Annotated in this window: 10 protein-coding genes; 8 read left to right on the top strand and 2 right to left on the bottom strand. The window is 45.2% G+C overall.

Translation table 11 applies throughout. From position 1 onward, the window contains the following. Positions 1-17: 17 nt before the first annotated feature. A complete protein-coding gene (locus H6F77_RS20495; RefSeq protein WP_190490641.1) occupies positions 18-1,427 on the bottom strand; it encodes a cytochrome P450 in 1,410 nt (469 codons plus the stop codon). A 390-nt stretch (positions 1,428-1,817) separates the two neighbouring features. On the opposite strand from H6F77_RS20495, the gene H6F77_RS20490 reads away from it, so the two are divergent. The 4 genes from H6F77_RS20490 (at position 1,818) to H6F77_RS20475 (ending at position 5,115) form a co-directional block, all read left to right on the top strand. Further along, on the top strand, positions 1,818-3,605 hold the full coding sequence (locus H6F77_RS20490) for an ABC transporter ATP-binding protein (RefSeq protein WP_190490639.1): 1,788 nt from the start codon (positions 1,818-1,820) through the stop codon (positions 3,603-3,605). Positions 3,606-3,792: 187 nt separating this feature from the next. After that, complete coding sequence (locus H6F77_RS20485; protein WP_190490637.1) at positions 3,793-4,356, top strand: Uma2 family endonuclease; 564 nt, start codon at positions 3,793-3,795, stop codon at positions 4,354-4,356. Positions 4,357-4,496: 140 nt separating this feature from the next. After that, complete coding sequence (locus tag H6F77_RS20480; RefSeq protein ID WP_190490635.1) at positions 4,497-4,772, top strand: type II toxin-antitoxin system HicA family toxin; 276 nt, start codon at positions 4,497-4,499, stop codon at positions 4,770-4,772. Next, positions 4,738-5,115 (top strand): type II toxin-antitoxin system HicB family antitoxin, encoded by a 378-nt coding sequence (locus tag H6F77_RS20475; protein WP_190490633.1) that lies wholly within the window; start codon positions 4,738-4,740, stop codon positions 5,113-5,115. Before H6F77_RS20480 ends, H6F77_RS20475 begins: the two co-directional genes overlap by 35 nt. Positions 5,116-5,260: 145 nt before the next feature. Here the strand turns inward: H6F77_RS20475 and H6F77_RS20470 are convergent, their stop codons facing one another. Continuing rightward, entirely contained in the window at positions 5,261-7,954 is a 2,694-nt protein-coding gene (locus tag H6F77_RS20470; RefSeq protein ID WP_190490631.1) for a pentapeptide repeat-containing protein, read from the bottom strand. A 355-nt stretch (positions 7,955-8,309) separates the two neighbouring features. Between H6F77_RS20470 and H6F77_RS20465 the strand changes: the two genes are divergently transcribed. The 4 genes from H6F77_RS20465 (at position 8,310) to H6F77_RS20450 (ending at position 12,862) form a co-directional block, all read left to right on the top strand. Beyond that, positions 8,310-9,584, top strand: coding sequence for an NAD(P)/FAD-dependent oxidoreductase (locus H6F77_RS20465; RefSeq protein ID WP_190490629.1), 1,275 nt, complete (start codon positions 8,310-8,312; stop codon positions 9,582-9,584). Positions 9,585-9,681: 97 nt separating this feature from the next. Continuing rightward, positions 9,682-10,230, top strand: a complete 549-nt coding sequence (locus H6F77_RS20460) for a DoxX family protein (protein WP_190490627.1) — start codon at positions 9,682-9,684, stop codon at positions 10,228-10,230. Between the two features lie 279 nt (positions 10,231-10,509). Continuing rightward, positions 10,510-11,733 (top strand): chromate efflux transporter, encoded by a 1,224-nt coding sequence (chrA, locus tag H6F77_RS20455; RefSeq protein WP_190490625.1) that lies wholly within the window; start codon positions 10,510-10,512, stop codon positions 11,731-11,733. Positions 11,734-12,307: 574 nt separating this feature from the next. Continuing rightward, positions 12,308-12,862 carry a pentapeptide repeat-containing protein gene (locus tag H6F77_RS20450; protein ID WP_190490623.1) on the top strand — a complete coding sequence of 185 codons (555 nt, stop codon included), beginning with the start codon at positions 12,308-12,310 and terminating at the stop codon, positions 12,860-12,862. Positions 12,863-13,206 lie beyond the last annotated feature (344 nt).

Below are 13,206 nucleotides of genomic sequence, written 5' to 3'. Positions count from 1 at the left end.
AGCTTTTCAAACATTCTCTAGGGCAAGCGTGCTATATCGATTTGGTAATCATCCTTAATCTTCTTGAGAGGAAATTGCACAAATTTTGCATCGCCCGTCAGCTTCCAGTCAAAATCGTACACCACGTAAGAGGCAAATATTTTAGTGATGAGCATCGTCAACTGCGCCCCTAAACAAGCGTGTACGCCGCCGCCAAAAGGTATGAACTCGTACATCTTACCCTCGCTGCGAGGAGGTAGGAATCGCTCAGGAGCAAATACCTCCGGTTCGTGAAAGTATTCTGGCATGATATGTGCAATTCGCGGTTCTGCCATCACAGAGCAGCCCTGTTTATACAGCACGCCATCAAGTACCACAGACTTAGTTAGTCGGCGGTTAGCAGTAGAACTAGGAGGCTGGGTGCGTAGAGTTTCTTTGATGGTTGCCTCTAGAAATACCATCTGCTTTAGATTTTCGGGTAAGAACGTGCTGATATTGTTCCGTGCGCCCATCACTTCCGTTTGTTCCTCACGCAGCCGCTGTAGTACTTGGGGGTGGCATCCAAGCTGGTAGATTAGCGAAGAGACAAGAGACGAAAGTTGGTAGTGTGCCGCCCATAACTCTAGCAGGCACTGGTTCTCGATTAAGGTATCGCTAAAAACTCCATCTGGGTTTTCTTGCTGGCTGGCTAGCATCATAGCGAGGAAGTCTACTGTGGGGTCAAGGACTCCGCCCTGTGTCCGCCGTCGCTTTATAACTGCACGCATGAAGTCAATTAGCCTTGCGCGTGCTTTCAATCCCCTGCCGTACACTGTGAAACCAGACTTCCACTTTAACAAGCCATAGAAACCATCAAAAAAGGTCTTGTACAACTCCTTTAGTTCGGCTTTGGAGGATACAGGTAATCCCTCAAAAGTGGTTGGGTCGGCGTCATTCAAGCTGACTCCCAACAGTAGCGGGACGAGTACATCAAAGCAGATCTTCTCAACTGCTGGGTAAAGTGCCAGTCTGCTGGGGGTGGGCCACTCGGAAATGCCTAGCGCGATCGCCCGCGAAATCTCAGGTGCATATGCCTCAAGTACCTGACCCGTCAACCCCGGACGCAGTGCGCTTTTGCGCTGGCGATGCAAATCAGGACGCTGAAATAGACTGTACTCGCCAAACATATCCATCGTAGTGGGTGGCAAGGCAATTTCTGTATATTTCAAGTCGCCATTAAATGTCATTTGAATGGCTTTAGCTGAACCCACAAAGATGGTGGTGCCACCAAACACGCTGGTAGTGAAGATGGAACCATACTTTTCTAGATTTTGCCGACAGAAGCGATCGGGATTGGCAATGTAATTTAATGTGTCTGACCACTTTGGCTTTCGCGGTGGCGCGATCGCGTCTTTTGGTGGTTCTTGTCCGTCATCTATTACAATTAACTCGTCGATTTGTTGATTCATAAACCTGCAATAACCCTACTTTGTGCGTCAATATGTGTCTAATTAAATCAAGATTTTTTAATATTTTGTTCTATGCACTTTTGCATAATTTCTTAAATAAGTTACTCATTTAATCAGTCTAATGTCTATAACTAGGCAAGCCACAAATTAATAAATAATTGATTATTTACGACATTATAATCATTTTATGCTAGGTAGGTCATTAGATCTTTGACAAGCTTCGGGAATAAAAGTATTATAGAAAATAATAATGTTAATTGATTTTTAGCCCGACAAATATCATGGTTTTGGGCTAATTTTTATGAGCTTTTATTACAATTCAATATTTTTGAGCCAAACGCTAAGACTTGGGCATTAATGTAACCTGGCGCAATATTTGAGGTGAGCCACATGCAGATCGTCCTTCGGTCGATCTCCTACTTCCGCAAGGACTTAAGGCTGATCGTCACGCTCTTATTTTTGATTGGGGCTTCGGTGCTTTTGAACCTTCTCAACGCTTGGCCTATGGCGATTCTAGTTGATACGGTTCTCTCACCAACCCCGAAACCAACTTGGATTCACAGGCTATTTCTAGCTCCTTTCGGCGAAAGCAGGGTGAGCCAGGTTATCGGGATGGCGCTCGTCGGGATGCTCGTCAAGATCCTGAGCGATACCGTAATCATGCTGCGGACAATGTTGAACTTCCGCATCAAGTACAACGGAACGTTGCGGGTTCGCACCGAACTATACGACAAACTACAGGCGCTGAGTTTAGGCTGGCACGGTTCGCGATCGCAGGGCGATGCAATCTATCGGTTGAGCTACGACAGCCTTGGCCCCTGGGGGGTAATCGATACGCTCATCGGCTCTACCGCCGCATCTGTCACGCTTACGGCGATGATCTGGATCATGCTGTCGCGCCACGTCCTTCTCACCGTGTTCGCACTGTCGATTACGCCGCTTTTGATACTGGCGAATTGGTATTTCGGGGAAAGGATTAGGCGTCGAGCCTTCGAGTCTAAGCGTATCGACGCGCTGATGACCTCGACCATGCAGCAAGCGATAGAGTTGATCGGGCTGATCCAGTCTTTTGGTCGAGAAGCAACGGAGTCGCGGCGCTTCACGCGGATGGTCGAGCAGAGCGTCTCTGCATCCATGCGGCTCAATTGGCAAGAAACTCTCTTTCCACTCGCAGTTCAGGTAATCTTCGCTCTGGGAGGGGCGGTAATTTTCGGCTACGGAGGGTATCTGGTCTATCGCGACCAATTTTTGCGTCCCGTCCCGGACGGCGTGACTGCTGGGGATTTGATCGTATTTATGGCGTATCTGGGGCAGCTATGGGACCCGTTGGGTTGGGTGTTGGGGTTTACAACGAAGATCCAGACATTCGTAGCTTCATGCGATCGCGTGTTTGTAGTAATTGACGAGCCGCCTGCTATAAGCGATGAGCCTGACGCGCGATCGCTTCTTGTCCATCCCCGGACGCTAACCCTTGCCAAGGTGAGCTTTGAATACCTCCCCGGGCGGCCTGTCTTGCGCGAGATTGATGCTACTATCGAACCTGGTCAGATGGTGGCGTTTTTGGGGCCTAGCGGCACGGGAAAAAGCACGCTGCTCAACCTCTTGCCGCGCTTCTACGACCCGACAGAGGGGAGCGTCCAACTTGACGGCTTCGACCTCCGCACCCTGAAGGTTGCCGATGTCCGCAAACACATGGCGCTGGTTACGCAAGGCAGTCCGCTTTTCCCCGGAACGATTGCGGAGAATATCGCCTACGGCAGCGCGGACGCCACTTTCTACGAAATTAAGGAGGCGGCGATTGAATCTGGGGCGGCTGAGTTCATCGAAACTTTGCCCAGCCAGTACGATACCATGCTCAGCGAGGGCGGCCAGAACCTATCGGGCGGACAGCGACAGCGCCTAGCGATCGCGCGTGCGCTAGCTACTAAGGCTCCTATACTTATCCTCGACGAACCCACGAGTTCGCTAGATTTGAAGCACGAGCAGTGGGTGATAGAGACTCTCCAGCGTCTGCGCCGCAAAAGAACAATTATCTTGGTGACGCACCGACTTGAGACAGCGGTAGACTGCGATCGCATTTTTGTGATGCACGAAGGCAAAATCGTTGAGGAGGGCACTCATGATGAACTGCTTTCCCAACGGGGGAGCTACTCCCGAATGTTGGGCTATCATTCTTGATAACTGATATTTTGCTCTTAAGGGTATCAATCACTAATAGGCGAATAATTGGTGTAAGAAAGTGATACCCAAAGAGCGATCGCAAAACTGAGAGCTTTTATCAAGAACTACGGCTTTAAACTTAGGGGAGAAGGGCGCGATCGCTCTGGGCAAATAACTATAGAATTGAGTCAATTCTGCGAGAAAGATGAGCGATGTTGCGATGAAAACGCTAGCCAAATGGTCTGTGGATGACTATCACCGCATGATCGAAGCGGGGATTTTGCGCGATCGCCGTGTGGAATTATTGAAGGGGGAAATTGTAGAGATGTCGCCCGAAGGGGAACCGCACGCCTATTTCAGCAGTGAAGCAGGGGAATATCTGGCTCGATTGTTGGGCGATCGCGCTATGATTCGCCAAAGTAAGCCGATTACACTTCCGAATGACTCTGAGCCTGAGCCTGATATTGCTATTGTGCAACGGTTGGGGCGCGAGTACCTAGAGCATCACCCTTATCCTGAAAATATTTTCTGGTTGATTGAATACTCAGATTCAACCTTGGACAAAGATTTGCAGACAAAAAGTAAAGTCTATGCTGAAGTGAAAATCGCTGAATACTGGGTGGTTAATCTCAAGAAAAGACAGCTTATAGTATTTCGCGATCCCCAAGATGGGGAGTATGCTTCCAAGTACACACTATCTGGGGGGACAATTTACCCATTAGCGTTTCCAGAGCTAGGTATATCGGTAAATTCAATTGTCAGCATTTAGGCAAGTAGAGTATTTCGAGAATCAGAATAGTTAGTAAGTTAGGCAATAACGCGATCGCTTCTCGTACTGCTTCGACTTTGGGGGAGTAGAGTTAAGGGGAGGATGGTACGCTTAGAATCTTGCTATGATACTATTGCCCGATGGGCAAATTAAAGAAATTAGTAGAACAATTCCTTAACCAACCACCGGAAGTGCGGTTTGAGGATGTGTGCTACCTGTTGGAAGCTTTTGGCTTTGAAGAAAAAAGGTCTAAGGGTAGCCACCATAGTTTTCGAGATTCGCAAGGTAAAAAAATCACGGTACCAAAAAAAGGCGGACAGAAAGTTAAGGGAATTTATGTCCAGCAAATTGTTCAACTATTGAACTTGGAAGAATGGAGCGATGACAACACTGAATCAGAAGAACAAGCAGAGTGAGAAGCCGCCACTGGAATATTATTTGAATCTTCAGTATCCACTAACACTTTATCCCGCTCCCGAAGGGGGATATGTGGCTCAGATTAAAGACTTGCCTGGATGTCTAACTCAAGGTGAAACAGTAGATGAGACGATCGCAAATATAAATGAGGCGCGGGAGTTGTGGATTGAGACAGCTTACGAAGCTGAAGATGATATTCCTTTACCCAGCACTGACGATCCCTACAGAGGTAAGCGAATCTTGCAGGTGTCTAAATCTCTGCATAGTCTTTTGGCTGAGAAGGCTGGCAGGGAAAATGTGAGTGTCAATCAGTATATTGAGTCTCTGTTAAGTAGGGAATGATAGGGTTAGTGGTGCGATCGCTTCTAGTACTGCTTCAACTTTGGGGGAGTGGAGTTAAGAGGGAAAGGGGCGATCGCTTTAGACAAATAGGCCATTGTTTGTCAAGCCAAAGCCAAGAGCGATCGCGTTGCTGAAGGATTGAGGGCTAAGATTCCTCTGAGTCTTCATTTGAGCTTTCAGTCAGGCTTGCTATGTCTTTACCTTCAAGAATCGTTCCTTCAAGATTCGCCTGTTCAAGAATGGCTCCTTCAAGCTTTACCTCGTAAAGATCCGCCCCTTGAAGGTTCGCGTTGTACAGATTCGCACCTTGAAGATTTGCACCTTGAAGATTTGCACCTTGAAGATTCGCACTTACAAGATTCGCACTTACAAGATTCGCACTTACAAGATTCGCACCTACAAGATTTGCTCTTAGAAGATTTGCAAAAATAAGTTCTGCATTCTCAAGGTTAGTAAAAGCAAGATTTGCACTAATAAAGTCTCTAATATGCAGAATGCAGCCTTGCAAATCGAGAAAGCTAAGACATTCAAGGGCAAGTGCATTTTCTGTTCCTACCCTCTGTCCTTGCAGCCTTGAAATCCATGCACCAAAAGTATTACGATACGGCCATTTAATTTCTGAAGTTGCCTTTGTCACTCTCGCACAGGCATTTAATACAGCCAATAAAGCTTCTTCCGTATCCCGTGCCTGCAAAAGTTCTATGTGAAAGTCATTTCTGGGTCTTAGACTTTCCAGGGGTAATCCATTAACTAGCATAAACTCAATCAGGCGACACAAGCTCTTTTGCCAATTTTGAACATCCGATGCATTTTGCAAACGCATTTCATCACATATGAATTTAAATAAGTATTCATCCATTTCTGAAAGATTGCATAGAGTTACCCACCTGACAAGGGCATCTCGTTCATCACATCCTTTGCGCCGGTTTTTCTTACGCTCCTCTAATTCTTCATGAATAAGCCGAACTTCCTCTACAATGCGTTTTGCCGTTAGATACTCACCAAAGCTTTTGTGGGTAAATTCAAACGTTTTTTCGCTTCCCTGTAACCTGCCACTTTCCCGAAAGTAAAAGGCAGTGAGCAGACGAATAACGCTGGATTTTGAGTCTTCTTGAAAGCGGTTCAAAATATCCCTGAATCCGCTATTGCCACAGTGTTTTTCAATTTCACTGACCGTGGTTGTCCTACCAACTCCATGCCAGCAAGCCAGCGCAATTTCCTCAAGAATGCCGATAAACTCGTGTTTCTCAATTCCCTCAATCACCCGATGCCCTTGCTTTTCATACCCTCGCTCGTAAACTGCCTCTAGCAAATCCCCATAGATTTCATTGAGGTTAGTCTCTTCCGAAAATTGCAACTTACCTCCCTCAAGGCTTAGTGCAACCAGATAATTCAGCAACGGTTGAGCTGTAATCTCAACCAAATTTGGGTTGTCCAATTCTGGAGGTAAGCCTGTGTACTCTTTGCCTTTAGCTTCGCCATAGGACTGCCACCAAATTTGCCGTTGATCTTGCTCCAGCAACGTTTGCTCATCAACATAGTTGTTACTTGCGTCTTCTCTCTCTTCTTTTGTTACAAAATAGGGAATAATATGCAAAGTTTGATGCAGTTCCCGAAATTTGCTGCGATTCGCCTGTACTGACACTTCTCGTCCACTTAGCAAAACCTGCAATCGGGTTTTATGGTGATTAAATTGCGAAACTCTAGACCTTACTTCTTCCACAAACTGTTTAGCAATTTCTTCGGCAATTTTGCCCTGCTTCGATAGCTCATCCAAGCCATCAAAGATAATCAGCAATCGTTCTTCGCCGTCACTTCGATCCATAGGATTGTGGCGCAAGAAACCCTCAACTTGCACAAATTCCCCCACGGCTTTAACCAAGTCATCCGAGGGTGTAAATAAGTGTAGGGGAATCAACAGAACTGGAATTTCCCCTTTTTCTGCCTGTTTAGCGGCAAAGATTTTGGCAAACGAAGACTTGCCACTACCTGGATCTCCACTAATTAAGCGGATGGCATCATCAGGCTTCGCTTCCTGCAACCACTTTTCCAGTTCAGTATTGAGGTCAACGGCAACTCGCTCATGGCCTTTCCCTTCATTAATGCCTAGTTCTAGTTTCTTCTCCGGCTGAAGCTTCGGCTGACGCTCATAGTAGGCTCGTAAAGGCACGTAGACCTGTTTCAGGCTGAAGGCTTCTAAGAACATCGGTTCTTCAACCCGCTTTTGCAGCCATGCCCGATATCGTAACCATCCCTGCTCTCGTTCAGTAGCTTGAGTGAAAGGTGTATCCAGTACCTCTTTTAAGGCAGCATAGTCTTGTGAACGAGTCCGCCACTGCTCATTCAGGGCAAAGACAAAGTAAGCAGGAAGACGACTGCTAATATTGTCTGCCTCAACCTTCTTCTCAACAAACTCCTCTAACCACTTGGCAAATCCAGTCTTAGCGGCTTGAACAATAGGCAAATTTCCGGGACGCTGAAAAAAGTCTTTGTCAATTACCAATTCCCCATTTTCTAAAGACGAATCTAGCTCTTTGTACAAAGTCTTAGGATTGTCTGCCTTCTTGAGTAGCAGTTCTTTATTTTCGTCTAACAAATTCCGTATTGCCTGGATGAGAGAGCGTAAAATCAGCAAACTAGCAATTTCTCCAGGCTTTGCCTCTAGTCCAAGGGATGCCAAAACCTCAACCCCATTTTCAGCAAGGTCATCCCACTTCAAGAAAAAACCATTGATCGTTGCCTTACCCAGTGACGTAAGTAGCTCCTTGGGTTTTACCTTAATATCCTTGTGAAAGGGTGAACGATGCTTCTCGACTTTAATTCCAGGTTCCCCAGCCATAGAGCTTCTTAGTTCTGCTTCTAAAAATTAGTTGCTCCCATCCTAACCTCCTCCCGATAGACGACGCTTTTCCCGTCCCTCTATAATTGCTGCTGGAGCTATATAGGTGAGTTGTAACCCAGCTTCAACACAGCATTGCGAAACTTAGTTTTGGATACTTTCGGCACAACTAGAGAGCGATCGCCATAAAAAAGCAGCTACTCGTTATTAATTGCGCCATTGCTTAATTTACTTATAGTTTGCTATCTTCCCTTTGCCAAATAGCGCCCCTGGAACTTTTTCGGGCGATAGTGCTATCGTTACTATTTACGGGGATATCCGCGAAATTGTTGCGTAAATCTATCAGTAATATACAATGCACAAAAATTGCCGCGTCGTTATTATTGGGGCTGGATTTGGCGGATTGCAAGCAGCGCAATCTTTAGCTAATTCTGGTGCAGATGTAGTGTTAATCGATCGCAACAACTATCATACTTTTGTACCGCTACTGTATCAGGTCGCAACAGCTCAATTGCCACCAGAGCATATAGCTTACCCGGCGCGTACAATTTCGCGACGAGTTCCCTCCAGCAAAATTAAACAAACTTCCAACGATCGGTTCCTGATGGCTGAAGTTCAGCGCATTGATTTTTCAGAACAGATAGTTGAGACAGATAGTTCTACGATTCCCTATGACTTTCTAGTGCTGGCTACTGGAAGCCGAACGCAGTTTTTAGGTATTCCTGGTGCGTCAGAATATGCATTTTCAATGAGAACGTTGGAAGAATCAGTCGCACTAAGAAATCATATTTTCTCTTGCTTTGAAAAAGCTACCCAGGAACTCGATCCATTACGACGCGAACAACTGCTTACATTTGCAATTGTAGGCGGCGGGCCAACTGGTGTCGAGATGGCAGGAGCCTTAATTGAAATGCTTCGAGGTCGCTTGCGCGGGGATTATCCCACACTGGATTTACGGCAAGTGAGACTAATTCTCGTGCAATCGAGCGATCGCTTGTTAGCCGATCTCCCGCCAAAGCTGGGAACTTACACCTACAAGCGCTTGCGTAAGCTTGGAGTAGAAGTTTATCTGCAAACGAAAGTCACCCAAGTCACGCCAGACACCGTGCATCTTCAAGGCGATCGCGCGATTCCAACCGCAACCGTTATTTGGACAGCAGGCTTAGAAGCTAACTCTCCCGCAACATCAGAAGATTTATCCACAGCCAACAAAGGAAAATTGCGCGTTCTTCCCACCCTGCAATTGCTAGATAGATCCAATGTTTATGCTATTGGAGATCTAGCTTATGTAGAGAAGAACGGTTATTCTTTGACTGGCGTTGCACCAGAAGCACTCCAGCAAGGTGTCGCTGTAGCGCGAAATATTAAGCGACAGCTTAGAGGTAAAGATCCAAAGCCTTTTAGCTATTTGAATAAGGGGAGATTAGCGATTATTGGCTGCTATTCAGGCGTGGGAAAAATTGGCCCAATTGCATTTACAGGCTTTTTACCTTGGCTGATGTGGCTAGGAGTCCACTTAGTATATCTTCCCGGCTACCGCAGTCGGTTGTTAGTATTGCTGACTTGGTTTCACACCTATTTATTGGGCGATCGCGCCGTTCGCTTGATTCTACCTTTTCAAAGACGTTAGCATTAAAAATCTCTAAGTATTTCCAAACCCGCAGGCGCATTTCCTCCCACACCCATAAATCTATTACAGTTGACATAACACAGTTGGAGTTAAAACAATGAGCGACAGCCAAAACAACATTGCTTTGAAAGCAAAGGATATTGCGATCGCCTATTTGTTGTTGCGAATTCTCATCGGTGTAAATTACTTTAATCACGGATTTACTCGTATCTTCAACATCCCAGGATTCGCTGAAGATACCGTCAAGCAACTCGCCAATTCTTATTTCCCCGAATTTCTAGTAAGAATCAATTCTTACTTAGTACCTCCTGTAGAATTAATTGTCGGCGTATTAATTACAATTGGCTTGGCAACGCGGAGCGCTCTAATAGCAACATTTATCTTGATGATTATCTTGATGATGGGCGTTACATCAGTACAAAACTGGGGTGCAGCTACTTCACAGCTAACTTATGGAATTATCTTGTTTATTTTACTTGCTGGCAGCAACTTCAATATTTTCTCCCTCGATCGTTGGATGCAAAATAAACGAAGCGGTGCCAATTCGTCAGAGCATCGCGGACAAAGTACAGCCAACTTTATGAACAATTTTTGGACGCGACGCAAACGACACAAGCGCTCATCCGCCCATACCAATTTTAGGTAGAAGAATTTTCCTATGGTGGTTATAAAATTTTATATTTTGCCCGGCGGAGTTTCTCCGCCGCTGATTTTGGATTGTTAAAAACTTGCCTATAGGCAGTTTCAATAATTAAAATCTTGCATCGATAAACCAAAATAGTGTAATTTAAAATACTTCTACATTGAGCGCTACGCTACATACGCAACTAACAAATAAGTAGATTGTTGCGTAACTACTACATACCAGTAGTAGTATGGCACTGGTAGTTACCATTGCTGCTAAAAGCAGTGTCGCTCAAAACTTATGAATAACTCCCTAACAAATCGCCTGGGGGAACTAGCCAAACTCTTTTTCAAAATGGGAGTCATCAGCTTCGGGGGACCCGCCGCCCATATCGCGATGATGGAAGATGAAGTGGTCAAGCGGCGTCAATGGCTGACAAGCGAACATTTTCTGGATTTAATTGGCGCAACTAACCTGATTCCTGGCCCTAGTTCCACAGAAATGGCTATTCATGTGGGATACATCTATGCAGGATGGGTGGGGCTGATTGTGGCGGGTGCTAGTTTTATATTGCCTGCGGCTTTAATTACAGGTGGGTTTGCTTGGGTTTATGTCACCTATGGCACTTTGCCACAAGTTGCGCCTCTACTGTATGGTATTAAGCCTGCTGTTTTAGCGGTTATTTTGAATGCCCTTTGGCGCTTAGGGAAAAAGGCGGTTAAGACTAGCAAACTATTAGTAATTGCATTGGGCGTTGCGGCGTTGGTATTGCTCTTAAATGTCAATGAAGCGATCGCTCTTTTAATTGGTGGTTTACTAGGAATGTTTTGGTTGCATTTTCCTGCTAAACGCAACTCGCCAGAAGATAATACAAACCTCCTCATCGCTGGCTTAACTACAGGTGCGACTTTAAAAGCGACAGCCGCAGTTGGTGCATCGGCGGCTACTGCATCAGCGGCAAATGTTAGTTTGTGGCAGTTAGGTTTATTTTTCCTAAAAATCGGTAGCATTTTGTTTGGCGGCGGCTACGTCTTAGTGGCCTTTCTCCAAGGGGGATTAGTTGAGGAGTACGGCTGGCTGACACAACAGCAATTGCTAGATGCGATCGCTATAGGTCAATTTACTCCTGGCCCCGTCCTTTCTACTGCTACTTTCATCGGCTATATTATTGCAGGCGTTCCTGGTGCAATTGTGGCAACGGTGGGTATTTTCCTCCCATCTTTTTTCTTCGTTGCTGCTCTAAATCCCCTAGTGCCTCGCTTGCGTGCCTCAAAATGGACAGCGGCTTTTCTAGATGCTGTTAATGTTAGCTCTGTAGCGCTGATGGCTGTCGTCACTTTGCAACTAGGAGCAGCCACTTTATTAGTAGCAAAAGCACCTTATGTAGATTTTGTAGCCCTAGCGATCGCTCTCCTCTCAGCCGTTCTAGCAATTCGCTTCAATATCAACGCCGCATGGCTAGTTTTAGGCGGTGCTTTAATTGGATGGCTGTTTTTTACTCTTGGGCTGTACCCGATAAAATAGTTTCAATGTCAGATAAAATTATTTTTTGTCTTTCCTTGACTTATCTAAGAGTCAATCTAGCTAAGCTCTAGAGGCTTTTCTCTCTTTATCGCTAAGAATTGTTAAGCAAACAAAACATTCAGTTTTCGACAAAATTTGTTCATTTTCTTAAGGATTTATTAACAAATTCACCTATATAAAAAATATATCTTTTGTCAAGGGCAGTTATACTGAAAATATAAATTAACTTCGGTTTTTTAAAATGAAAACTTTGTTAAATAGGCTGTATCAATCGCCATCTTACCGGGCGCCAACTTCCACTCAATGGTATACAGCGGAAACTATCGAGCAATCTCTAACAAGTACCCATACTTGCCCTTGTTGCTCATATACTTTACTCCGTCATATCCGCTTGGGAGGACTTTGCTGGCGTTGTAGCCACTGTCACCAAGAAATGCCAGTTTAGCCATGAATTAAACTAAACTCCACGTTTGCTTGCGAGCAAAAAAAGTGCGTGTATATATTCACCTGGAGTCCGGCTAAGACGAGAGTTGATAACTAAAGTTAACTAACAACATATAAGAGGCTACAAGATATGGATGCTCAAGAGCTTTTAAGTCGATACGAGGCAGGAGAACGCCAGTTTAGTCGGGTAAATCTGATTAAGGTATGTCTAACTGAAGCTAAGCTCATTGGAATAAATCTAATGGGGGCAGAATTAATTGGAGCAGATTTAAGGGGAGTAGATCTGACGGAAGCCCATCTCAATCAGGCCAAACTTAATCAAGCGTCTTTAGCTGATGCAGACATGATTGAAGCGTGTCTGATTGGGGCAGAAATGGTTGGGGTAGATCTAACAGGTTCGGACTTGACTGAAGCCGATTTAAGTGGAGCCGACCTGCGGGGGGCAAAGCTAGGTGGAGCGGACTTGAAGAGGGCTAACTTGGGTAAGACAGACCTGACGGGCGCAGACCTTAGAGGAGCTGATTTGAGTGGAGCTAATCTGAAGCTAGCCAATCTCAGTGGAGCTGATTTAGATGGTGCATATTTAGGTAAGGCTGACCTGACAGGAGCAGTTATCCAGGGTGCAAATATTAGAAACGCAGGAATGAGCGGTGCTTTAATGCCCGACGGAACAGTACACAACTAATGCCAAATAGCGGTTAAGTTGTGGGTTTAATAAATTATTGTGGTCGAGTGTATGCGGAGCCAATAAAGCTTAACTTGCGTCGATTTAGGTATCTGAATGCAAGATAATTTATTGAATCATAAATTAGCGATCGCGTACTTGTCATTTGAGTTAAAAATCCTACGGTTTAATTTCTCAAATTCGTATGCACCAATATTAATTTGTCAATAACGACGAGTAAGTTGTTATCTAATACCATTTCACTAAATTCCTGATACAGATAAAGCTTCCAGAATAAAATCCCATCCCGTCACCGAAGCAATTACTGTTTGGCTAAGTTGGGCAAGAATTTCTTCCACAGCAAC

Origin of the sequence: Microcoleus sp. FACHB-831 (genome assembly GCF_014695585.1) — a bacterium.
In the GTDB taxonomy this organism is placed as follows: domain Bacteria; phylum Cyanobacteriota; class Cyanobacteriia; order Cyanobacteriales; family FACHB-T130; genus FACHB-831.
Note: the sequence above shows the minus strand (reverse complement) of the source record. Positions and strands in the feature narration are given on the sequence as shown.

What these genes read in the sequence shown, in the direction of transcription:
- H6F77_RS20495 (WP_190490641.1), bottom strand. Translation starts at nt 1,427, where the DNA reads ATGAATCAACAAATCGACGAGTTAATTGTAATAGATGACGGACAAGAA.
- H6F77_RS20490 (WP_190490639.1), top strand. Translation starts at nt 1,818, where the DNA reads ATGCAGATCGTCCTTCGGTCGATCTCCTACTTCCGCAAGGACTTAAGG.
- H6F77_RS20485 (WP_190490637.1), top strand. Translation starts at nt 3,793, where the DNA reads ATGAGCGATGTTGCGATGAAAACGCTAGCCAAATGGTCTGTGGATGAC.
- H6F77_RS20480 (WP_190490635.1), top strand. Translation starts at nt 4,497, where the DNA reads ATGGGCAAATTAAAGAAATTAGTAGAACAATTCCTTAACCAACCACCG.
- H6F77_RS20475 (WP_190490633.1), top strand. Translation starts at nt 4,738, where the DNA reads ATGACAACACTGAATCAGAAGAACAAGCAGAGTGAGAAGCCGCCACTG.
- H6F77_RS20470 (WP_190490631.1), bottom strand. Translation starts at nt 7,954, where the DNA reads ATGGCTGGGGAACCTGGAATTAAAGTCGAGAAGCATCGTTCACCCTTT.
- H6F77_RS20465 (WP_190490629.1), top strand. Translation starts at nt 8,310, where the DNA reads ATGCACAAAAATTGCCGCGTCGTTATTATTGGGGCTGGATTTGGCGGA.
- H6F77_RS20460 (WP_190490627.1), top strand. Translation starts at nt 9,682, where the DNA reads ATGAGCGACAGCCAAAACAACATTGCTTTGAAAGCAAAGGATATTGCG.
- chrA (WP_190490625.1), top strand. Translation starts at nt 10,510, where the DNA reads ATGAATAACTCCCTAACAAATCGCCTGGGGGAACTAGCCAAACTCTTT.
- H6F77_RS20450 (WP_190490623.1), top strand. Translation starts at nt 12,308, where the DNA reads ATGGATGCTCAAGAGCTTTTAAGTCGATACGAGGCAGGAGAACGCCAG.